The sequence below is a fragment of the Microbacterium sp. A20 genome (assembly GCF_004794515.1).
In the GTDB taxonomy this organism is placed as follows: Bacteria; Actinomycetota; Actinomycetes; order Actinomycetales; family Microbacteriaceae; genus Microbacterium.
Map to the genome: position 1 here is coordinate 14916 of NZ_SSDF01000045.1, position 21427 is coordinate 36342.

A 21427-nucleotide genomic window follows, 5' to 3' on the forward strand; every position below is an offset into this window, starting at 1 on the left:
CTTCTGCGCCCGAACGGGCGACGACCGCCCGATCTTCGGGCACGACGAACAGCGGTGCGCCGACGGCGCACTCGGGTGATTGCGGGGGGCTATGGGGCGAGCGCCGCGACTCAGAGCAGCAGCGGCAGCCCCATGAGGGGCCAGACCCACAGCGCGAAGACGGCGACCAGGATGAACATCGCCGGTGCCAGCAGCACCGACAATCGACGCAGATCCTGCGCCGTGAACCCTCCCCTGACGATGTCGGGGTCGGCGAACATCGCGACCGGCTTCGCGGAGCTGGGCAGCGTGTGGCAGAAGCCGGCCGCGGCCGTCGAGGCGAACGCGGCCGCCATCGGGGAGACGCCCACCGCCGGGGCGAGGGCGATCACCACGGGGATGATCGCGGCCGAGCGCGCAGACCGGGACGGGATCAGCAGGTGCGCGGCGATCGAGATCGCGATGACCACGATCACGAAGGCGACGGCTCCCGCGGCCCCCAGGCCGCGGAGCGGCGCGAGGGCCGAAGAGCTCAGCCAGGCCGCGGCGCCCGTGGTGGTGAGCGCGGAGGCGAGAGCGAGGGTGGCGGCGAGGAACAGGAGCAGAGACCACGGCACACGTTTGATCGCGGCCGGAAAGGTGAGACAGCCGATGCCGGGTGTGACGGCGGCGACGGCGCCGATGAGGGCGACCAGGGCCGGAGGCAGGTGGTGCAGCGGCTCGGTGCTCCAGAGCAGGATCACGCCGCCCAGCAGCAGGGCCGCCCGCCGCTCCATCGCACTGAGTGGTCCTGTCACCGCCGTCGAGGCGGAACGGCCGATCTCGGCGGCATCCACGCGCAGTGGCGTCGCGCGGTCCTCGGGGCGCAGAAAGCGCCAGAGGATGAGCTCGCAGGCGAGATGCGACGACACGAGGGCCAGGGGCAACCCGAACCAGAGCCAGCTCAGGAACGTGAAGCCCTGCTCGCCGGCTGCCCGCAGCAGCTGGTCCGTGATGACATGGGCACCTGCGCCGAGCAGCGATGCGACGGCCGACAGCAGCACCACGGTCGGCATCAGCAGCGCCAGGGATCGAATCACGCGCTCGCGCCCGGGAAGGGTCGCGGACACGGCCGTGAACACCGGGACGGCGAGCGCCGCACGCCCCGAGGTGGCGGGGACCGCGAAAGCGGTGACGGTGAGGGCGACGGTCGTGAGGTGAAAGAGGCTCCGCGGTCCCCGCGCGAATCGGAGCAGATGCGAGGCTCCGCGCAGGGCGAGCCCCGAGGACGAGACGGCGGACGCGATCACGAATGCGCCGATGAGCAGCCAGATGGTCTCATCCCCCAGCGACGCGAAGAAGTCGCTGGCCGGGAGCACGCCCGTGACGATCAGGGCGATGGCCGCGAGGAAGGCCACGAGCGTGTCGTCGAGGCGCGTGGATGTCCAAGCCCACACCGCGAGCAGGAACACCGTGACCGTGATCGTGATCGGCAGGGTGATCGAGCCCGGCCCCGAGGGAGACCTGATCGACGACAGGGCCATCGCGATACCGATGGCGAAGACGAGTACGAGGGCCACGAGGCGAAGGACGGTGCCTCGCCGCGGTCGAGCCACCGCGAGGCGTCGCCCGGACGAGCGGACCCGAACCGGACGTCGCCCGGCGGGCAGGGCGTAGCGCTGCGGCGGCACCGTCGTGAAGCGTGCACGCTCTCCCGGGCCTTGATCCAGGTCGGCAGCGGACTCCGCCTGCGTCTGCTCGGTCATCGGAATCGGTATCCCGCCCCGCGGACGGTCTCGATGCGATCGACGCCGATCTTGCCGCGCAGGGCCCGCACGTAGACATCGACCACGTTGGATGCGGGATCGAAGTCCATCCCCCACACGTGCCCGATCAGCTGGTCCCGTGACAGCACCTGCCCCGCATTCTGGAGGAACACCTCGAGCAGCGAGAACTCCCGCGAGGTGAGCTCGCGCATCTCCCCGTCGACGGTGACGGTGCGGGCGCGGACGTCGACCCGGACGTCGTCGTGAGTGAGGACGGGGCCCGCCGCGCGCCCCTCTCCGTCACCGATCCGCAGTCGCACGCGGGCGATGAGCTCGGCGAACTGGAACGGCTTGGTGACGTAGTCGTTCGCACCGCTCTCGAGCCCCCGCACGGTGTCGATGACCGAGTCGCGGGCGGTGAGGATGATGACCGGAGTCGTCACGCCCTCGCCGCGCAGGTTGGCGACGACGTCGAAGCCGTCCATGCCCCCGAGGCCGATGTCGAGCAGCACCAGGTCGAACATGCCGCTGCGCGCCATCAGGAGAGCACTGTGTCCGTCGTCGGCTTCGGCCGTCTCGTAGCCGGCCGCGCGGAGACCACGACGGACGAACGAGGTGATGTGCGGGTCGTCTTCGGCGATCAGGATGCTGCGCATCTCACACGCTCCTCTCTGCGGCGGCATCCCGCCGCTCATCGGCGGCGGCGGGGAGGTCGATCCCGAACGTGGCGCCCTCGCCGAACACGCTGTCCACCCAGGCCGAGCCGCCGTGACCATCGGTGATGGCACGCACGATCGCCAGCCCCAGTCCCGACCCGCGCCGCACGCCGGAGCTGTCACCTCGCGCGAAGCGCTCGAAGATGCGCTCGGCATCGGCAGCCGCGACGCCCGGACCCGAATCACGAACCCACAGGCGCAATCGCCGCTCGGCGCCGTCGCCCTCGAAGCGAGAGCCGATCAGGATGCGGTCGCCCTGTTCGGTGACCTGCACCGCATTCGCCGCGAGCTGCAGCACCGCCTGGGTGACCCGCTGAGGGTCCAGCGGCGCGACTCCCTCTGCGACCTCCATGAGCTGCCAGCGACGATCGCCGAGGTTCTGCGCCTTCGCCTCGATGTCGAGGGTGAGCGCCGAGACCTCGCAGTTCGCGACCCGCACGAAATCAGGCTGCTCCGCCCGCGCGAGGACGAGGAGGTCGGTGACGATACGGCTCATCCGGTCGAGCTCATCGCTCACGAGCCGCAGGGTCGCAGCACGCTCCTCGGGCTCTTCGCTGAGCAGCTCGAGCTGCCCCCGCACGATCGTGATGGGCGTGCGCAGTTCGTGCCCGGCGTCGTCCACGAAGCGCTGCTGCGTCGCATGCACGGCTTCGAGGCGGTCGAGCATCTGGTTGAAGGTCGTGGCCACCGCAGCGATGTCGTCCGTGCCCTCGACCGGGACCCGGGCGCTGAGGTCGTGCTCGCCGATGTCGCGGGCGACGCGGTAGACCTCCCGCACCGGTGCCAAGATCTGACCGGCCACGAGCCAGGCGACACCCGAACTGAGGAGGATTCCCACCAGCGCCACCCACGCGATCGTCGTGAACTCCGCGTCCACCTGGGCGCGCGCCTCCTGCGTGTACTGCACGATCAGGATCGCCCCGGAGCGGTCTCCCGCCTCGAAGTCGAGCCGACCCCATCGCAGCGGACCGGCCTCCGGCGTCTCGGTCGCTCCAGAGGCTGCCGTCTCACCGAGCAGCGTCGTCACGAGCGCCTCGCCGCCCGGCACGGCCGACAGCGTGGAGGGGTCGGTCGCCGCCGTACGACCGTTCGCGATCGCGACGACCCCGCCCTCCACCGTCCCGATGACGACCTCGTCCTCGTGCACCGACTGGTGGGCGAGGTACTCGCTCAGCATCGCCTCGGCTGTGCTGTGTCCGCTCCCCGCGGCATCCGCGGCGAAGCGCGAGAATTCGGCCGCCTCCTGCTCGATCTCGGCATTCGCCGCCTGCTCGACGCTGGCGAGGAAGATCCCCCGCCCGATCATGCCGACGGCGAGGATCGTGATCACGGTGCTGAGGATGATCCACAGGGTGATCCGCCAGCGCGCAGGGAGGGTGCGCCGGCGGAGCGTGCGCAATGGAGCTCCCGCGACGATGTGGCCGCGAGGCGGCAGAATCGGCTGGCGTCCCGCCGGTTTCTCGTTCGCACCGATCGCGAGCGGCAGCGTGGGAGCGTCAGTCATCGTCGCCGCCATCGTCGTCGTCGTCGTCGCCGCCGAACGGGGCGGGAGCGGGGGCCGGCGCCGGGGCGGGAGGCAGCACCGGGCTGCTCTTCGTCGGCGCACCCGACGGTGCAGGAGCGGGTGGGGGCACCGGGGCCGTCGGGTCCAGTTGCACCGACACGGGCTCGGGCGGTATCTGCGGCGACGGCGGCATCTGCGCCAGCACGACGCTGCCGACCGCGAAAGCCACCGGGATGGCGATCAGGGCGCCGGGGATCAGGAGGCGTCGGGGGCTGGTCATCCCCCCATGATGTCGGGCGATGATGAGGCGCAGATGAGCCGAGGATGAAGATCTTTTCATCCTCAGGTGGTCAGGCGCGCTTGCGCCCTCGGACCGCCTTGATCGCCATCTGCACCGCGATCACGACGAGGTATGCCGCGAACAGCATGTTGCCCAGCGTGGGGTCGACGATGGTCGCCAGCCACGCTCCGAGCGCGGTCGTCGTACAGGCGGAGACGCCGATGAGCACGGCGGCGAGCAGGTCGACGTTGCGGTTGCGGAGGTTTCCCACGGTGCCCGAGATCGCGGTCGGGATCATCATCAGCAGCGAGGTCCCCTTGGCGACCAGGTCGCTCGTGCCGAAGGCGAGCATCAGCACCGGGACCACGATCACGCCGCCGCCGACGCCGATCAGCCCCGCGAGGATGCCGGTGCCGATGCCGACCCCGACGAGCGCGATGCCGGTCAGCCAGGTGAGCTCGAAGGCCGCGTCACGCGAGGGGATCACCAGGAACAGGCTGACGATCACGACGACGAGGAAGCCGACGAAGCCCCACCGCAGCGCGGTCTGCGAGATGCGCGGCAGCAGCCGCGTGCCGATCTGCGCGCCCACGACGGCCCCCGCCGCCAGGATGATGGCGGGGATCCAGGCCACTGACCCCGTCGTGGCGTACGAGATGACCCCGACGCTGGCCGTCGGCACGATCGCCGCGAGCGAGGTCCCGGCCGCGAGTCGCTGATCGAAGTGCAGCAGGAGCACCAGCAGCGGGACGATGACGGTGCCGCCGCCGACGCCGAAGAGTCCGGAGAGGAGACCGGCGAGAAGGCCGATGCCGATGAATGCTGCGTAGGCGCGAGGCCCTCGTGCGGGGGCCTGTACGTCGCTCACCGGATCAGCCTACTCGCGGCCCGGTCTCCTCTCGAACCGCCCGCCTCGAACTCAGACCTCCGAGTCGGCCTTGATCGGCACGGCGATCGACTCGGTCAGCGCCTGCTCGTACCGGCGCTGCCTTCGACGCAGCCACAGCCCGCCGACGATCAGGAGCGCGAGCACGCCGTAGGCGATCGCCGCGAACGGCTGCATGACCAGCGTGCTCAGGTCGCCCTGGCTCAGCTGCAGCGCCTTGCGCAGTTGCTCCTCGGCCATCGGCCCCAGGATCATCCCGACCACCAGTGGCGCCACCGGGTAGCCGTAGCGCCGCATGAAGTAGCCGAGGATGCCGACGATCAGGAGGATCACGATGTCGGTCGGCGAGCTGTGCAGCGCATATGCGCCGAAAACGGCGAAGAGCAGGATGCCCGCGTAGAGGTACGGCCGCGGGATCTGCAGCAGCTTCACCCACATGCCCACCAGCGGAAGGTTGAGCACGATCAGGATGACGTTGCCGATGTACAGGCTCGCGATGAGCGCCCACACCAGGTTCGACTGCCCCTCGAACAGCAGCGGCCCCGGCTGGATGCCGTACGACTGGAACGCCGTGAGGATGATCGCCGCGGTGGCCGTCGTCGGCAGGCCGAGCGTGAGCAGGGGCACCAGCACACCCGCGGCGGCCGCGTTGTTCGCCGACTCGGGACCCGCGACGCCCTCGATCGCGCCGCGTCCGAACTCGTCGCGGTGCTTCGACAGCTTGCGCTCGGTCGCATACGACAGGAACGTCGCGACATCCGCTCCGCCGGCCGGGATGGTGCCGATCGGGAAGCCGATCGCGGTTCCCCGCAGCCACGGTTTCCAGGAACGACGCCAGTCCGCCTTCGTCATCCACGACCGCCATCCGCGCGTCACGGGGATCACATCGACGCCGCCGTGCCGCAGTCGCGCGGCGATGTAGAACGTCTCCCCGACAGCGAACAGGCCGACGGCGACCAGGACGATGTCCACGCCGTCGGACAGAGCGGGAAGTCCGAGCGTGTACCGCTGCTGCCCGGAGAGCCAGTCGGTGCCGACGAGACCGAGGAACAGGCCGACGCCGAGTGAGAGCATGCCGCGGGAGACCGAGCTGCCGATCAGTGCGCCGACCGTGATGAACGCGATGACGATGAGGGCCACGTAGTCGGCAGGCCCGAGGTTCACCGCGAACTGCGCGAGCAGCGGGGCCAGCATCGTGAGTCCCAGGGTCGCCAGGGTGCCGGCGATGAACGATCCGATGGCCGCGGTGGCGAGCGCCGCTGCGCCGCGCCCCATCCGAGCCATCTTGTTGCCCTCGATCGCCGTGACTATCGACGCCGACTCCCCCGGTGTGTTCAGGAGGATGCTCGTCGTCGAGCCGCCGTACATGCCGCCGTAATAGATGCCCGCGAAGGTGATCAGGGCGGCGGCGGGGTCGAGCGTGTAGGTGAGGGGAAGCAGCAGCGCCACCGTCATGGCGGGGCCGATGCCCGGGAGCACGCCGACCGCGGTGCCGACGAAGACGCCGAGGAAGGCGAACGCGAGGTACTGCGGCTGCAGCGCCGTCGCGAATCCCTCCAGGAGCAGGGTCCAGCTGTCCATCAGAACATCCTTCCGAGCCAACCGAGGGCAGGACCCCAGGGCAGCGACAGGCCGAGCAGACCGCCGAAGACGATCTGGATCACGAGGGCCACGACGAGCCCGATGAGGAACGCCATCCACCACCGTTTGGCGGCGAGTGACCACGCGACTCCGCCGAACAGCAGGGCGGCCGCGGGCACCCATCCCAACGGCTCGATCAGGAGCAGGTGCGCGACGACGAGCCCCGCGAGCTTGGCGAGGGTGACCCAGTCGGTCGGGAGGCTCTGATCGACGTCCTCCGCCTCCTCCGCCCCGCCGCGCTCCCCGCGCAGCACACCGATCAGGACGGCGACCGCCGAGGCGAGGAGGATCACCGAGACGAAGATCGGGAAGACCGTCGGCCCGGCCTTCATGCCGACGGGGACATGGATCAGGAAAATGCCGACCACGGCGAAGACGCCGAGGGCGACCACGATTCCGGCGAACACGAGCTCGCCGATGGGGACGGAGGGAGCACGGCGTGCGAGCCGGCCGTCATGGCCGTCTCGCACGCCCCGCTCCTCGGTCCCCGACGATGCGGGGACCGTCATGTCACTGCACCAGGCCGATGTTCTTCAGCGTCGCTGTGACCTCTTCGATGTCCCCGGTGAGGAACTCGTCGAACTCGGCTCCGACCAGGAACGCATCGGTCCAGCCCTTCGTCTCCAGCTGTTCGGCCCACGCCTCGGACTCGTGCAGCTCGGTGACCACGCGCACCAGCTCGTCCTTCTCCCCGTCCGAGATGCCCCCCGGCGCGATCACGCCGCGCCAGTTGGTGAGCACCACGTCGTAGCCCTCCTCGGTGATGGTCGGCACGTCCGGGAGCTGCGGGACCGGCTCCTCACTCGACACCGCCAGCGCACGGAGGTCGCCGCTCTCGATGTGCTGAGCGAACTCCCCCACGCCGGAGATGCCCGCCGCGACCTTGCCGCCGATGAGCAGCGGGACCGCCTCGCCGCCGCCCGAGTTCGGAGTGTAGTTCAGCTTCTCCGCGATCTCCGCACCGTCGAGGCCCGCCTCCTCGAGCATGAGTCCGGCGAGGATGTGATCGGCGCCTCCGGCCGAGCCGCCGGTGATCGTGACCGATTGCCCGTTGTCGGCGACGTCCTCCACCAGATCCTCGAGCGTGTCGTACTTCGAATCCGCGGGGACGACCACGACGAGCGGCTCGTCCGTGAGACGGGCGATCGGCGTCGTGTCCTCGATCCGCACCGCCGAGGCGTTCGTCTCGACGGCGCCGACCATCACGAGCCCCATCACCATGAGGGTGTTCGGATCCTTCTCGTTCGCGAGCTGCGCCAGGCCCACGGTTCCGCCGGCACCGCCGACGTTCGTCACGGGCGCCGAGCTGACGATGTCCTCCTCGGTGAGCACCTGCGACAGGGCGCGACCGGTCTGGTCCCAGCCTCCGCCGGGGTCTGCGGGGACGACGATCGAGACGTCCGTGACAGCCGCGACCTCGGCTTCACCGCCGTCGCCGTCGCCGTTGGCCGTGCTTCCTCCCGAGCACGAGGTCAGTGTCAATGCGGCCACCGCCGCGAGTGCGGTCAGGGTGACGATGCGTGCGTTCTTCATGTGCGCTCCTCCTTGAGCGTTCGTGCTGCTGTCCGTCCACCCTGGGAGGACAGCCGCCGTCGCTCAAGCTTCGGAAACCATTGGTCGGAGTTTCGGAACTATTGGTCGGAGACGGTTTCCGCCCCGGCTCGCGGGGCCCTCACGCAGGCGCGACAATGATCAGGTGGCCTCGAAGATGACGCTCCGCGTGCAGCTGCTCCTGCTCCAGGCGCTGATCGTGTTCCTGGTGACCCTGGCGACCGGCATCGTGGCCGGGGCCTTCCAGGAGCAGGCTCTCCGCGAGGCCTACAAGGATCGGATGCAGGCGGTGGCGCAGTCGGTGGCCGCGCTGCCGACTGTCCTGGACGCCTTCGATGTTCCGGAGCCCTCGACCACCATCCAGCCGATCGCCGAGGTCATCCGCGAGGCATCCGATCTCGCGTATGTGGTCGTGGCCGACGAGGACGGCATCCGCTACTCGCACCCGAATCCGGACCGCATCGGCGAGGAGGTCTCCACCGACCCCTCGATACCCCTCTCCGGTGAGATCTTCGTGGGCACGCAGACCGGAACGCTCGGCACGTCCTGGCGGGTCAAGGTGCCGATCCGCGACGACGACGGCATCGTCATCGGCACCGCGTCGGTCGGGATCCTCGAGTCGGAGCTGAACGAGGAGTTCACCGCCAACCTCGCCTGGTTGATCTCGGCGATGCTCGCCGCCGCCGTGTTCGGGGTGTTCGGCTCGGCGTGGGTGACCTCGATCATCCGTCGTCGTATCTACGGCCTCGAGCCCCATCAGATCGCCGCGCTCGTGAAGAACCAGGAGACCACGCTGCACGGTCTCAGCGAAGGCGTGATCACGGTGGACGGAGCCGGGCGGATCACACTGGTCAACGATGCCGCCGCGCGATTCCTCGGCCGGGATGCCGCCGACCTCGACGGCGCTCCCGCCGCGGAGGTGCTGGGCGCCGAGCTGACGACCGTGCTCCGGGAGGGTGAGTCGGCGGGGCGGCCCGTGATCATCGGCTCCCACGTGCTCGTCGCGCGGAGCACCGGCAGCGACGCGGACGGCGGCGGCATCGGGGCGACCCTGCTGCTCCGGGATCACACCGAGCTGCACGACGTCGTCCGCCGTGTCGAGGCCGCGGATGCGATCATCGCGTTCCGTCAGCGGTTCGGCGTCCCCAAGGGACTCAGCGCCGAGACCCTCGACCGTGTCTCCGCGGCGCTCGCAGCGCGCCCCGATGCCTCCGCGACGGAGATCGGCGAGGACGTCGACATCTCCCGGGTCAGCGCACGACGCTATCTCGAGCATCTCGCGAGCACCGGCCGAGCGATCCGCACACTCGACTACTCGACGAAGGGCCGGCCGAGCACGCGCTACCGGTTGAACGGTGCAGTCTGACCCTTTCCGATCTCTGGGACCCGGTGCCGTTGTGTGCGACACTGGATCGCATTCGACGACGACGTCGGCATCCCCGGATCGAAGGAGATCTCATGGTTCGCAGCGCCTATCCCGATGTGGAGATCCCCGAGGTCTCCATCCACGAGTTCCTCTTCGGCGGGCTCGACGAGACCGAGCTCGACTCGATCGCGCTGATCGACGGGGTGAGCGGGGCGACCACCAGCTACCGGCAGCTCGTCGGGCATATCGACCTCTTCGCAGGAGCCCTCGCCGCCCGCGGAGTGGGTGTGGGGACCACGGTCGGCGTGCTGTGTCCCAACATCCCCGCGTTCGCGACGGTGTTCCACGGCATCCTCCGCGCGGGCGCGACGGCGACGACCATCAACTCCCTCTACACGGCGGAAGAAATCGCGAATCAGCTCACCGATGCCGGGGCGACCTGGCTCGTGACGGTCTCCCCGCTGCTCCCCGGGGCGCAGGCGGCTGCGGAGAAGCTCGGCTTCGCCGCCGATCACGTGATCGTCCTCGACGGAGCGGAGGGCCATCCGTCGCTGCCCGCGCTGCTGAGCGAAGGGCATCACGCGCCGGAGGTGTCGTTCGATCCGGCGACGCACCTGGCCGTCCTGCCCTACTCCTCCGGCACGACCGGGCGCCCCAAGGGCGTGATGCTCACGCATCGGAACCTCGTGGCCAACGTGTCGCAGTGCAGGCCGGTGCTCGGCGTCGGGGCGAGCGACCGACTCCTCGCGGTGCTCCCCTTCTTCCACATCTACGGCATGACCGTGCTGCTGAACTTCGCCCTCCGTCAGCGCGCCGGACTCGTCACGATGCCGAAGTTCGATCTGCCCGAGTTCCTCCGCATCATCGCGGAGCACCGGACGACCTGGGTCTTCGTCGCGCCCCCGATCGCGGTCGCGCTGGCGAAGCATCCGATCGTCGACCAGTACGACCTCTCGTCGGTGAAGGTCGTCTTCTCCGGAGCCGCTCCGCTCGACGGCGCTCTGGCGTCGGCGGTGGCCAACCGGCTCGGGTGCATCGTCACCCAGGGCTACGGCATGACCGAGACGAGCCCGGCCGTGAACCTCACCTCCGAGACGCGCACCGACATCGACCGCTCGGCCATCGGTCCCCTCGTACCCAACACCGAGGCGCGGCTCGTCGATCCGGAATCGGGCGAGGACGTGGCCGTGCCCGCCGAGGGCGCCAGCGAGCCGGGCGAGCTGTGGGTGCGCGGCCCGCAGGTCATGGTCGGCTACCTGAACCGCCCCGACGCCACGGCGGAGATGCTCGACGCCGACGGCTGGCTGCACACCGGGGATGTCGCGACCGTCACCCCCGACGGCGTCTACCGCATCGTGGACCGGCTCAAGGAGCTCATCAAGTACAAGGGCTACCAGGTCGCTCCCGCGGTGCTCGAGGCCGTGCTGCTCGAACACCCCGCCATCGCCGACGCCGCCGTGATCGGTGCGCTCGACGAAGACGGCCAGGAGGTGCCGAAGGCCTTCGTGGTGCGGCAGCCCGATGCCGACCTCGACGCGGATGCCGTCATGGCGCACGTCGCCGCCCGCGTCGCCCCGCACGAGAAGGTGCGCCAGGTCGAGTTCATCGACGTGATCCCGAAGTCGAGCTCCGGGAAGATCCTCCGCAAGGATCTGCGCGCCCGCTGACCCGCAGCCACCATCCCGTCGCGACGTCCATCCCGGCCACGTCCGCGCCACCGCCCCGGACGATCCACCGAGGAGTTGACGATCCACTGCGGAATCGGGCGAAAGGTTCGGCGAATCGTCAGCTACTCCGCTGATCGTCGCCACGACACAGGCCCGGAAAACGAAGAAGCCCGCCGCCCCGAATTGGGGCGGAGGGCTTCTTCCTGAGCGAAGTGCTTACTCGGACTTCTTCTCGACAGCGTCCTCGGCGGCAGCCTCGGCTGCTTCGCCCTCGGCCTGCGACTCGGCACCGGCGTCGGTGGCCTCTTCAGCGGGAGCCTCCTCAGCGGGGGTCTCCTCAGCCGGAGCGTCCTCGGCGGGCTTCTCGGCCTTGTCGGCCTTCGGCGCAGCAGCAGCCTTCTTGGTCGACTTCGCCTTCGGGGTGACGGGCTCGAGAACGAGCTCGATCACGGCCATCGGAGCGTTGTCGCCCTTGCGGTTGCCGACCTTCGTGATGCGGGTGTAGCCACCCTCGCGCTCGGCGACGAGCGGTGCGATCTCGGAGAACAGGATGTGCACGACTTCCTTGTCACCGATGACCGACAGCACGCGACGACGCGCGTGCAGGTCGCCACGCTTGGCGAAGGTGATCAGACGCTCGGCGAGCGGACGAAGGCGCTTGGCCTTGGTCTCGGTCGTCTTGATCGACTTGTGGGTGTAGAGCGCCGCCGCGAGGTTGGCAAGCATGAGGCGCTCGTGTGCGGGGCCGCCTCCGAGGCGGGGACCCTTAGTGGGCTTGGGCATAATCGTCTAACTCCTGGTCAGAAAGGTCGGGTTTCAGAAGGACTCGTCTTCGCTGCCGCCGTAGAAGTGGGCGCCGTCGAAACCGGGCACCGAATCCTTGAGCGACAGACCGAGCGAGATGAGCTTGTCGCGCACCTCGTCGACCGACTTCTGGCCGAAATTGCGGATGTTCATGAGCTGCGTCTCCGAAAGGGCGACGAGCTCCGAAACAGTGTTGATGCCCTCACGCTTCAGGCAGTTGTACGAGCGGACCGACAGGTCGAGGTCCTCGATCGGCATCGACAGCTCGCTGGAGTTCACAGCCTCCACCGGCGCCGGGCCGATCTCGATGCCCTCGGCCTCGACGTTCAGCTCGCGGGCGAGACCGAACAGCTCGGTGAGCGTCTTCGCAGCCGAAGCGACGGCGTCACGGGGGCTGATCGCCGACTTGGTCTCGACGTCGAGGACGAGCTTGTCGAAGTCGGTGCGCTCACCGGCACGAGTCGCCTCGACGCGGTAGCTGACCTTGAGGACCGGCGAGTAGATCGAGTCGATCGGGATCTGACCGGCCTCTGCGTACTCGTTGCGGTTCTGCGTCGCCGAGACGTAGCCACGGCCACGCTCGATCGTGAGCTCGAGCTCGAACTTGGCGGTCTCGTTCAGCGTCGCGATGACGAGCTCGGGGTTCTGCACCTCGACACCGGCCGGAGCCGAGATGTCGGCGGCGGTGACCTCGCCCGAACCGGTCTTGCGCAGGTACGCCGTGATGGGCTCGTCGCGCTCCGAGGAGACGACCAGCTGCTTGATGTTGAGGATGATCTCGGTGACATCCTCCTTCACGCCGGGGATGGTGCTGAACTCGTGCAGCACGCCGTCGATGCGAACGCTGGTGACAGCAGCACCGGGGATCGACGACAGCAGGCTGCGGCGCAGCGCGTTGCCGATCGTGTAACCGAAGCCGGGCTCCAGAGGCTCGATGATGAACCGGCTACGGTTCTCGACGATCTTTTCCTCGGTCAGTGTGGGACGCTGTGCAATAAGCACTCTGTGTTCCTTTCGATCACATGCCCGCTATATGACATGTGGTGGGGTGAGGTTTTGAGTTGTGGAAGTCGATGCCCGTACGCGGGCGTCGAGCCGCTCGGACCCCGAAGGGCCGAGCGGCTCGAGGCGCGTATCAGACGCGGCGGCGCTTCGGCGGACGGCAGCCGTTGTGCGCCTGGGGCGTGACGTCCTGGATCGAACCGACCTCGAGGCCTGCGGCCTGCAGCGAGCGGATCGCGGTCTCGCGGCCGGAGCCCGGACCCTTCACGAGGACGTCGACCTTCTTGACGCCGTGCTCCGCGGCCTGGCGGGCTGCGGACTCGGCAGCCATACCGGCGGCGTACGGGGTCGACTTGCGGGAGCCCTTGAAGCCCACGCCACCCGACGATGCCCAGGCGATGACAGCGCCGGACGGGTCGGTGATCGAGACGATCGTGTTGTTGAACGTCGACTTGATGTGGGCCTGGCCCAGCGCGATGTTCTTCTTTTCCTTGCGGCGCGGCTTGCGCGCGGCGGCCTTGGGTGCAGCCATGAAAGTGTTCTCCTAGTCCCTGGGGCCGCGCTTAGCGGGCCTTCTTCTTGCCTGCGACGGTGCGCTTCGGGCCCTTGCGGGTACGGGCGTTGGTCTTGGTGCGCTGACCACGGACCGGGAGACCACGACGGTGGCGGATGCCCTCGTAGGAGCCGATCTCGACCTTGCGGCGGATGTCTGCTGCAACCTCGCGGCGCAGGTCACCCTCCACCTTGTAGTTGCCTTCGATGTGGTCGCGGAGGGCGATCAGCTGGTCGTCGCTGAGGTCCTTCACGCGGATGCTCTCGTCGATCTCCGTCGCCTTGAGGATCTCGACCGAGCGGGTACGGCCGACGCCGTAGATATAGGTAAGGGCGATCACCACGCGCTTGTCGCGCGGGATGTCAACGCCGGCAAGACGTGCCATGCGGTTCTCCTGGGTGTTGTGGAGGTATGGAACAGGATCGGTGCCCGGGCCTCCGCCCCGAGGTGTCCCTCGCTTGCGCGAGTTCTGATCCTGCCGTTGTGTTTTCAGTTATGAGATGTGCGTGAGCGATGCCGCGCAGCTCGGGCCCGTCGATCGGATCGGCAGGCCCGCCGGGGACTCAGCCCTGGCGCTGCTTGTGACGCGGGTTGCTCTTGCAGATCACCATGACGCGGCCGTGACGGCGGATCACCTTGCAGTGATCGCAGATGGGCTTGACGCTGGGGTTGACCTTCATGATGTTTCCTGTTCGCTGTCTTCGTACCGCCCCAGGCAGGGGCAGGCCGTTACTTCTCGACCGATCAGCGGTAGCGGTAGACGATACGGCCGCGGGTCAGGTCGTAGGGGCTGAGCTCCACGACCACACGGTCCTCGGGGATGATGCGGATGTAGTTCTGTCGCATCTTGCCGGAGATCGTTGCAAGGACCTTGTGTCCGTTGCTGAGCTCAACGCGGAACATCGCGTTGGGCAGAGCCTCGGAGATCACGCCCTCGATCTCGATGACACCGTCTTTCTTAGCCATAGCCTCGCTGACGCTTCTGCAGATCGGTCGATCTGCGGTGGGTGATTGGTTTGTGGTGCTGCGCCGACGGACACGCCGAATCAAGGCACAAAGCACCAAAGATCTATGTTAGACGCTCCGGAGCCATCCGGCAACTTGACCGTCCGCGGCGGGAAGCCGTCGGATCAACCGATCAGCTTCTCCATCTCGGTGATCTCGCCGGCCTGCAGGTCGAGGCGCTTGCCGTTGACCTCGATGGTCGGCGTGCCCTTGATGTCATGGGCCTTCGCCTGCGCCGCTCCGAACTTGCGGTACGTCTCGTCCGTGATGCACGAGACCGCGTCGTCGGCGCCGACCTGCGATGCGAACTCGGCGAGCTGGTCGGTGGTGAGACCGGCGGAATTCTCTGCCGGCTGGTTCTCGAAAAGCGTCTTGGAGTAATCGAGGTAGAGATCCGGGTTCGACTCCGCAACGCAGAATGCCGCGCCGGCGGAGCGAGACGAGTACTCGGTGCCCTGCGAGAAGCGGTCCAGAATCGCGATGGGGTGGTACTCGAGGGTGATACGACCATCGGCGGCAGCCGCTTCCAGCTGCTCCCCGTACTGCTCTTCGAAGCTGGCGCAGATCGGGCACTGGAAGTCGACGAACACCGCGACCGTGTCCTCGCCGTCGCCGAACGAGATCGCACCGGTCTCCGAATTGAACGTGTCGTTGGCCTTGGGTGCCGCACCGGGCGAAGTCGCCTGCTGGTTGAGGAACACCACGAGTCCACCGATCGCCACCAGCACCACGACCACGGCGATGGAGACGCCGATCGCGAACCAGTTGGTGTTGCTCTTCGCCGCTGCCATTACTTTCCGATCTCTCGAGGCTCGACTCCGAAGGGAGCGAGTCCGGCTCTTCCGCCATCGGGCGCAGTCAGCACCCAGATACCCCCATCATGCAGGGCGACGCTATGTTCCCAATGGGAGCCGTCCGTGCCGTCCACCGTCGTGACGGTCCAGTCGTCGTCCTCGATGAACGTCGAATCCCCACCCGCCGTGACCATGGGCTCGATCGCGAGCACCAGGCCCGGCTTGACCTCTTCACCGCGGTCCGGCGTGCGGTAGTTGAAGACGCTGGGCGCTTCGTGCATCTTGCGCCCGATGCCGTGGCCGACGTACTCACGGAGGATGCCGTACGGCTCCCCCGACACCGCCGACGGCCCCTGGGCCTCGATGTAGTCCTGGATCGCCGCGCCGATCTCGTCGATCGACGACACGGATGCCATGGCGGCGATGCCGGCCCACATGGACCCCTCGGTCACACGCGAGAGCTCTTCGCGCTGTGCGACCAGCTCGGGCCGCTGCGGGTCGGGGACCACCACCGTGATCGCGCTGTCGCCGTTCCACCCCTTGAACTGCGCGCCGCAATCGACCGAGACGATGTCACCGGGCTGCAGCACCCGCTCACCCGGGATCCCGTGCACGACCTGCTCGTTCACCGAGATGCACGTGGTGTGGTGGTAGCCGCGCACCAGCTGGAAGTTCGACTCCGCGCCGCGGGCCAGGATGGTGCGGTTGGCCACCGCGTCCAGCTCGAGCGTCGTGACGCCGGCCTTGATCAGCGGGCGGACGGCTTCCAGGGCCGCGGCGGTGATGAGCCCCGGCTCGACCATGGCGCTCAGCTGAGCGGGGGTCTTGTAGATCGACCGGCGGAACATCTCAGGAGGCGGAGGCCGCGAGGCGGAGTCCACGAGCGGCCAGAGCCGCCGTGATCCGCTCGGTGACGTCGTCGAGAGCGCCGGTGCCGTCGATGCGGTCGACGATGCCCTTGGCGCCGTACACCTCGATGATCGGAGCGGTCTCGCGCTCGTAGATGTCCAGACGGTGGCCGATGGCCTCAGGCGTGTCGTCCGAACGGCCCTGCTCGGTGGCACGGAGCGTGAGACGCTCGAGGCTCTCCTCGCGCGGGACGTCGAGGAGGATGACCGCGTCGAGCGACTCCCCCCGCTCCGCGAGGAACGACTCCAGATGTGCGACCTGCGCGGTGTTGCGCGGGTACCCGTCGAGCAGGAACCCGTGAGCCGCGTCTTCCTGCGACAGCCGATCGCGCACGATCTCGCTCGTCAGCTCGTCCGGGACGAGGTCACCCTTGTCGAGGATCGCCGTGACCTGCTGGCCCAGCGGCGTCCCCTCCTTGATGTTCGCGCGGAAGATGTCACCGGTCGAGACGACCGGGATGCCGTAGGACTCGGCGATGCGCACGCCCTGCGTGCCCTTGCCGGAGCCCTGCGGGCCGACGATGAGAAGACGTGCGGATGCTGTCATCGGAGGAGCCCTTCATAGTGTCGCTGCTGCAGCTGCGCGTCGATCTGCTTGACCGTCTCGAGACCCACACCGACGATGATGAGGATCGAGGCGCCGCCGAACGGGAAGTTCTGGTTCGCGCCGACCGTGGCCAGTGCGATCAGCGGGATGAGGGCGATCAGACCGAGGTACAGCGAGCCCGGGAGCGTGATGCGGGTGAGCACGTAGTCGAGGTACTCGGCGGTCGGACGACCCGCACGGATGCCGGGGATGAACCCGCCGTACTTCTTCATGTTGTCCGCGACCTCGACCGGGTTGAACGTGATCGCCACGTAGAAGTAGGTGAAGCCGATGATCAGCAGGAAGTACGCGGCCATGTAGACCGGGCTGTTGCCCGTCGTGAAGTTCGCGGTGATCCAGCTGACCCACTCGGGCGGCGTCGATCCGTCCTGCGGAGTGTTGAACTGCGCGATCAGGGCCGGGATGTACAGCAGCGACGACGCGAAGATCACGGGGATCACACCCGCCATGTTCACCTTGATCGGGATGTACGTGTTGGTGCCGCCGTACGTGCGGCGGCCGACCATGCGCTTGGCGTACTGCACCGGGATCCGCCGCTGGGATTGCTCGACGAAGACGACGAGACCCATGACGACGATTCCGACCAGCAGTACGAGCAGGAAGACCTCGAAGCCCTTGGTCTGCCAGATGAGGCCCATGGCGCCGGGGAACGTCGCGGCGATGGACGTGAAGATGAGCAGCGACATGCCGTTGCCGATGCCGCGCTCGGTGACGAGTTCGGCGAACCACATGATGAGTCCGGTGCCGGCCGTCATCGTCATGATGATGAGCAGCTGCGCCCACCACACGTCGTTCGTCAGGAGCTGCTGGCAGGCGGCGAGATCGGTCGAGCCGAAGAGTTGGCCGCTGCGTGCAACCGTCACGAGCGTCGTCGACTGGAGCAGCGCGAGCGCGATGGTGAGGTAGCGGGTGTACTGGGTCAGACGGGCCTGACCGGCCTGCCCTTCCTTGTGCAGCGCCTCGAAGTGCGGGATGACCACGCGGAGCAGCTGCGTGATGATCGTCGCCGTGATGTACGGCATGACGCCGAGCGCGAAGATCGACAGCTGCAGCAATGCACCGCCGGAGAAGAGGTTGACCAGTCCGAGCAGGCCGTCGGTGCCCGCGTTCGCCGCGAGGCACTCCTCGACGTTCGGGAAGTTCACGAACGGCGCGGGGACGTTGGAGCCGAGACGGTAGATCGCGATGATGGCGAGGGTGAAACCGATCTTCCGACGCAGGTCCGGGGTGCGGAAGATCCGCGCGATGGCGCTAAACAAGGACGTTCCTCCTGAAAAGTTGCCGATTCCCGAAGGACGGCTGAAAGACCAGGGTAACGCAATCCGGGGTTCCCGGAATTCGTCACCGATACCAGGCCCGCCGGATGCGGCCCCAGAGCGAGGTCTCGGAGTGTGAAACGACGAGAGGGGCCGGAGAATCTCCGGCCCCTCTCATTGTGCGGTTACTTGACGGATCCGCCGGCCGCGACGATCTTCTGCTCGGCAGAACCCGAGACCTTGTCGACCGAAACGGTGAGCTTCACGGCGATGTCGCCGTTTCCGAGAACCTTGACCTTCTCGTTCTTGCGAACGGCACCCTTGGCGACCAGGTCGCCGATGGTGACATCGCCACCCTTGGGGTACAGCTCCGCGAGCTTCTCCAGGTTCACGACCTGGTACTCGACGCGGAACGGGTTCTTGAACCCGCGCAGCTTCGGGGTGCGCATGTGCAGCGGCATCTGCCCACCCTCGAAGCCGACGCGAACAGTGTTGCGCGCCTTGGTGCCCTTGGTGCCACGACCAGCGGTCTTACCCTTGGAGCCCTCACCACGGCCGACGCGAGTCTTGGCGGTGTTGGATCCGGGGACCGGACGCAGGTGGTGGACCTTCAGCACGCCGGGGCGGGATGCCGGAGCATCCTTCGCGGGCGCAGCCTTCTTGGCAGCCGGCTTCTTGGCCGGAGCGTCAGCCTTGGCGGCGGACGCAGCGGTCTTGGCCGGAGCCTTCTTCGCGGCGGGCTTCTTCTCGGCGGCAGCCTTGGGAGCTGCAGCCTTCTTCGGGGCCTTCTCGGCCTCGACGGCCTCGTTCTTCTCAGCCATTAGTCGATCTCCTCAACCTTGACGAGGTGTGCGACGGTCTTGACGTAACCGCGCGTCTGCGCGTCGTCGGGGCGGACGGTGGTGTCACCGATCCGCTTGAGACCGAGGCTGCGCAGCGTGTCACGCTGGTTCTGCTTCTCGCTCACCTTGGACTTGATCTGCGTGACCTTCAGTCGCGCGGCCATCAGGCACCTACCTTCTGTGCGGCGATGGCCTCGGCCTCTGCGCGCACGAGGCGGGCAGGGGCAACCTGGTCGAACTCGAGGCCACGACGCGCGGCGACCGCACGGGGCTCCTCGAGCTGCTTCAGGGCGGCGACCGTCGCGTGCACGATGTTGATCGTGTTCGACGAGCCGAGCGACTTCGACAGCACGTCGTGGATACCGGCGCACTCGAGCACGGCGCGGACCGGACCACCGGCGATGACACCGGTACCGGCAGCGGCCGGGCGGAGCAGGACCACACCAGCGGCGGCCTCACCCTGCACGGGGTGCGGGATGGTGCTGCCGACGCGCGGAACGCGGAAGAAGTTGCGCTTGGCCTCTTCGACACCCTTCGAGATCGCCAGGGGGACCTCTCGGGCCTTGCCGTAGCCGACGCCGACCAGACCGTTGCCGTCACCGACGACCACGAGGGCGGTGAAGCTGAAGCGACGACCACCCTTCACGACCTTCGAGACGCGGTTGATGGTGACGACGCGCTCCAGGAACTGGTTGTCGCCACGGTCACGCGAGTTGCGGTCACGACCGCCGCCCTGGTTGCGATCGCGACCGCCACCGCGGCGGCCTTCGCGAGCAGGCTCAGCCTGGGTCGTGCCGGCGGCCGTCTCAGAGACGACAGCAGCCGCCTCGGGAGCGGCAGCAGCCGTTTCGGTCACTTCGTTCTCCTTGTTGTCACTCACAGTGCCAGACCCCCCTCGCGGGCGCCGTCGGCGATGGCGGCGACACGACCGGCGTAGCGGTTGCCGCCACGGTCGAACACTGCCTCGGAAACGCCGGCAGCCTTCGCACGCTCGGCGAGAAGCTCGCCGACCTTGCGGGCCTTGGCGGTCTTGTCACCCTCGAGCGAGCGCAGGTCGGTCTCGAGCGTCGATGCCGACGCGACGGTGTGACCCTTGCTGTCGTCGACCAGCTGCACGAAGACGTGGCGGGCCGAGCGGTTGACGACGAGGCGCGGACGCACCTCGGTGCCGACGACCTTCTTGCGAAGGCGGGCGTGACGACGCGCGCGGGCGTCAGACTTTGACTTGAGAGCCATGGTTATTTACCACTCTTTCCGGCCTTGCGACGCACGTTCTCGCCGGCGTAGCGCACACCCTTGCCCTTGTACGGCTCGGGCTTGCGGATCTTGCGGATGTTGGCAGCTGCCTCGCCGACAGCCTGCTTGTCGATCCCGCTGACGGTGAGCTTCGTGGTGCCCTCGACCGTGAGCGTGATGCCGGCGGGCGGATCGACCAGGACCGGGTGCGAGAAGCCGAGGGCGAACTCGACCGAGCTCCCCTTCTGCTGCACGCGGTAACCGGTGCCGACGACCTCGAGACCCTTGGTGTAGCCCTGGGTCACGCCGATGATGTTGTTGTTGATGAGCGTGCGGGTCAGGCCGTGAAGCGACCGCGACTCGCGCTCGTCGTCGGGACGGGAGACCAGAACCTGGTTCTCCTCGACCGCGACCTCGATGGGGTTGGCGACCGTCAGGGTGAGCTCACCCTTGGGGCCCTTCACCGAGACCACGCGGTTGTCGACCGAAACGGTCACGCCCGCGGGAACGTCGATGGGAAGTCGTCCAATACGCGACATTTCGAATTACCACACGTAGGCGAGAACTTCTCCGCCCACGCCCTTCTGCTCAGCCTGACGGTCGGTGAGAAGACCGGAGGAGGTGGACAGGATGGCCACGCCGAGACCGCCGAGGACCGTGGGGAGCTCGGTGGACTTCGCGTAGACGCGGAGACCGGGCTTCGAGACGCGCTTGATACCAGCGATCGAGCGCTCACGGTTGGGGCCGTACTTCAGCGTCAGCGTGAGGTTCTGTCCGACGCGTGCATCAGAGGTCTCCCAGCCGGCGATGTAGCCCTCCTGCTGGAGGATCTGAGCGATGTTCGTCTTGAGCTTGCTCGACGGCAGGGTCACGGAATCGTGGTGCGCCGAGTTCGCGTTACGCAGACGGGTCAGCAGATCTGCGACCGGGTCTGTCATTGTCATTGTTGTTTTCCTTTGTTCATGAGGTTCCGGCTGCCGTTACACGACAGACGGCCTGCGATGACACGCAATCTTCAATTGTACGTGCATGTCGGCGAGTGCTTCGACAGGCTCAGCAACCCGTGGGTCCCTGAGCCTGTCGAA

General features: G+C 67.9%; 26 protein-coding genes. 2 read left to right on the top strand and 24 right to left on the bottom strand.

What is annotated here, in order from left to right; genetic code table 11:
- Nucleotides 1–110: 110 nt before the first annotated feature.
- From DW298_RS03105 to DW298_RS03140, 8 genes are all read right to left on the bottom strand, one after another.
- Complete coding sequence (locus DW298_RS03105; protein WP_205820236.1) at nucleotides 111–1724, bottom strand: SLC13 family permease; 1614 nt, start codon at nucleotides 1722–1724, stop codon at nucleotides 111–113.
- Entirely contained in the window at nucleotides 1721–2380 is a 660-nt protein-coding gene (locus DW298_RS03110) for a response regulator transcription factor (protein WP_136041035.1), read from the bottom strand. The genes DW298_RS03105 and DW298_RS03110 overlap by 4 nt, the downstream gene beginning before the upstream one ends.
- Nucleotide 2381: 1 nt before the next feature.
- Complete coding sequence (locus DW298_RS03115; RefSeq protein ID WP_136041036.1) at nucleotides 2382–3944, bottom strand: ATP-binding protein; 1563 nt, start codon at nucleotides 3942–3944, stop codon at nucleotides 2382–2384.
- Nucleotides 3937–4224 carry a hypothetical protein gene (locus tag DW298_RS19460; protein WP_136041037.1) on the bottom strand — a complete coding sequence of 96 codons (288 nt, stop codon included), beginning with the start codon at nucleotides 4222–4224 and terminating at the stop codon, nucleotides 3937–3939. The genes DW298_RS03115 and DW298_RS19460 overlap by 8 nt, the downstream gene beginning before the upstream one ends.
- A gap of 70 nt (nucleotides 4225–4294) precedes the next feature.
- Nucleotides 4295–5092 (bottom strand): sulfite exporter TauE/SafE family protein, encoded by a 798-nt coding sequence (locus tag DW298_RS03125; RefSeq protein ID WP_136041038.1) that lies wholly within the window; start codon nucleotides 5090–5092, stop codon nucleotides 4295–4297.
- Nucleotides 5093–5143: 51 nt separating this feature from the next.
- Nucleotides 5144–6691, bottom strand: a complete 1548-nt coding sequence (locus DW298_RS03130) for a tripartite tricarboxylate transporter permease (protein WP_136041039.1) — start codon at nucleotides 6689–6691, stop codon at nucleotides 5144–5146.
- Nucleotides 6691–7260: a tripartite tricarboxylate transporter TctB family protein gene (locus DW298_RS03135; protein WP_240745001.1), complete on the bottom strand. Its 570-nt coding sequence runs from the start codon at nucleotides 7258–7260 to the stop codon at nucleotides 6691–6693. The genes DW298_RS03130 and DW298_RS03135 overlap by 1 nt, the downstream gene beginning before the upstream one ends.
- A gap of 1 nt (nucleotide 7261) precedes the next feature.
- Complete coding sequence (locus tag DW298_RS03140) at nucleotides 7262–8284, bottom strand: tripartite tricarboxylate transporter substrate-binding protein (protein ID WP_136041040.1); 1023 nt, start codon at nucleotides 8282–8284, stop codon at nucleotides 7262–7264.
- 163 nt (nucleotides 8285–8447) lie between these two features.
- On the opposite strand from DW298_RS03140, the gene DW298_RS03145 reads away from it, so the two are divergent.
- Nucleotides 8448–9668, top strand: coding sequence for a PAS domain-containing protein (locus DW298_RS03145; protein ID WP_136041041.1), 1221 nt, complete (start codon nucleotides 8448–8450; stop codon nucleotides 9666–9668).
- A 92-nt stretch (nucleotides 9669–9760) separates the two neighbouring features.
- Nucleotides 9761–11335, top strand: a complete 1575-nt coding sequence (locus tag DW298_RS03150; protein WP_136041042.1) for an AMP-binding protein — start codon at nucleotides 9761–9763, stop codon at nucleotides 11333–11335.
- Nucleotides 11336–11551: 216 nt separating this feature from the next.
- On the opposite strand, the gene rplQ is transcribed toward DW298_RS03150, so the two are convergent.
- The 16 genes from rplQ to rpsH all read right to left on the bottom strand — a co-directional run bounded on the left by rplQ (nucleotide 11552) and on the right by rpsH (nucleotide 21286).
- Complete coding sequence (gene rplQ / locus DW298_RS03155; protein ID WP_136041043.1) at nucleotides 11552–12118, bottom strand: 50S ribosomal protein L17; 567 nt, start codon at nucleotides 12116–12118, stop codon at nucleotides 11552–11554.
- A 33-nt stretch (nucleotides 12119–12151) separates the two neighbouring features.
- Nucleotides 12152–13141, bottom strand: coding sequence for a DNA-directed RNA polymerase subunit alpha (locus DW298_RS03160; RefSeq protein ID WP_029260932.1), 990 nt, complete (start codon nucleotides 13139–13141; stop codon nucleotides 12152–12154).
- 133 nt (nucleotides 13142–13274) lie between these two features.
- Complete coding sequence (rpsK, locus tag DW298_RS03165; RefSeq protein WP_017829189.1) at nucleotides 13275–13673, bottom strand: 30S ribosomal protein S11; 399 nt, start codon at nucleotides 13671–13673, stop codon at nucleotides 13275–13277.
- 31 nt (nucleotides 13674–13704) lie between these two features.
- A complete protein-coding gene (gene rpsM, locus DW298_RS03170; RefSeq protein WP_017829190.1) occupies nucleotides 13705–14079 on the bottom strand; it encodes a 30S ribosomal protein S13 in 375 nt (124 codons plus the stop codon).
- A gap of 178 nt (nucleotides 14080–14257) precedes the next feature.
- Nucleotides 14258–14374, bottom strand: coding sequence for a 50S ribosomal protein L36 (rpmJ, locus tag DW298_RS03175; RefSeq protein ID WP_005050492.1), 117 nt, complete (start codon nucleotides 14372–14374; stop codon nucleotides 14258–14260).
- A 64-nt stretch (nucleotides 14375–14438) separates the two neighbouring features.
- Nucleotides 14439–14660, bottom strand: coding sequence for a translation initiation factor IF-1 (gene infA / locus DW298_RS03180; protein ID WP_017201569.1), 222 nt, complete (start codon nucleotides 14658–14660; stop codon nucleotides 14439–14441).
- Between the two features lie 164 nt (nucleotides 14661–14824).
- Entirely contained in the window at nucleotides 14825–15490 is a 666-nt protein-coding gene (locus DW298_RS03185; RefSeq protein WP_136041044.1) for a thioredoxin domain-containing protein, read from the bottom strand.
- A complete protein-coding gene (gene map, locus DW298_RS03190; RefSeq protein ID WP_136041045.1) occupies nucleotides 15490–16341 on the bottom strand; it encodes a type I methionyl aminopeptidase in 852 nt (283 codons plus the stop codon). The genes DW298_RS03185 and map overlap by 1 nt, the downstream gene beginning before the upstream one ends.
- Before the next feature lies 1 nt (nucleotide 16342).
- Nucleotides 16343–16948, bottom strand: coding sequence for an adenylate kinase (locus tag DW298_RS03195; protein WP_136041046.1), 606 nt, complete (start codon nucleotides 16946–16948; stop codon nucleotides 16343–16345).
- Nucleotides 16945–18267, bottom strand: a complete 1323-nt coding sequence (gene secY / locus DW298_RS03200; protein ID WP_136041047.1) for a preprotein translocase subunit SecY — start codon at nucleotides 18265–18267, stop codon at nucleotides 16945–16947. The genes DW298_RS03195 and secY overlap by 4 nt, the downstream gene beginning before the upstream one ends.
- A gap of 182 nt (nucleotides 18268–18449) precedes the next feature.
- The gene (gene rplO / locus DW298_RS03205) at nucleotides 18450–19085 is read right to left on the bottom strand and encodes a 50S ribosomal protein L15 (RefSeq protein WP_036302867.1); all 636 of its coding nucleotides are present in this window, start codon (nucleotides 19083–19085) and stop codon (nucleotides 18450–18452) included.
- The gene (gene rpmD / locus DW298_RS03210; protein WP_017201575.1) at nucleotides 19085–19270 is read right to left on the bottom strand and encodes a 50S ribosomal protein L30; all 186 of its coding nucleotides are present in this window, start codon (nucleotides 19268–19270) and stop codon (nucleotides 19085–19087) included. The genes rplO and rpmD overlap by 1 nt, the downstream gene beginning before the upstream one ends.
- Nucleotides 19270–19986 carry a 30S ribosomal protein S5 gene (gene rpsE, locus DW298_RS03215; RefSeq protein ID WP_136041048.1) on the bottom strand — a complete coding sequence of 239 codons (717 nt, stop codon included), beginning with the start codon at nucleotides 19984–19986 and terminating at the stop codon, nucleotides 19270–19272. Before rpsE ends, rpmD begins: the two co-directional genes overlap by 1 nt.
- Nucleotides 19983–20342 carry a 50S ribosomal protein L18 gene (rplR, locus tag DW298_RS03220; protein WP_029260926.1) on the bottom strand — a complete coding sequence of 120 codons (360 nt, stop codon included), beginning with the start codon at nucleotides 20340–20342 and terminating at the stop codon, nucleotides 19983–19985. The genes rpsE and rplR overlap by 4 nt, the downstream gene beginning before the upstream one ends.
- A gap of 2 nt (nucleotides 20343–20344) precedes the next feature.
- On the bottom strand, nucleotides 20345–20881 hold the full coding sequence (gene rplF / locus DW298_RS03225) for a 50S ribosomal protein L6 (RefSeq protein ID WP_136041049.1): 537 nt from the start codon (nucleotides 20879–20881) through the stop codon (nucleotides 20345–20347).
- 6 nt (nucleotides 20882–20887) lie between these two features.
- Nucleotides 20888–21286, bottom strand: coding sequence for a 30S ribosomal protein S8 (rpsH, locus tag DW298_RS03230; protein WP_029260924.1), 399 nt, complete (start codon nucleotides 21284–21286; stop codon nucleotides 20888–20890).
- Nucleotides 21287–21427: the final 141 nt, after the last annotated feature.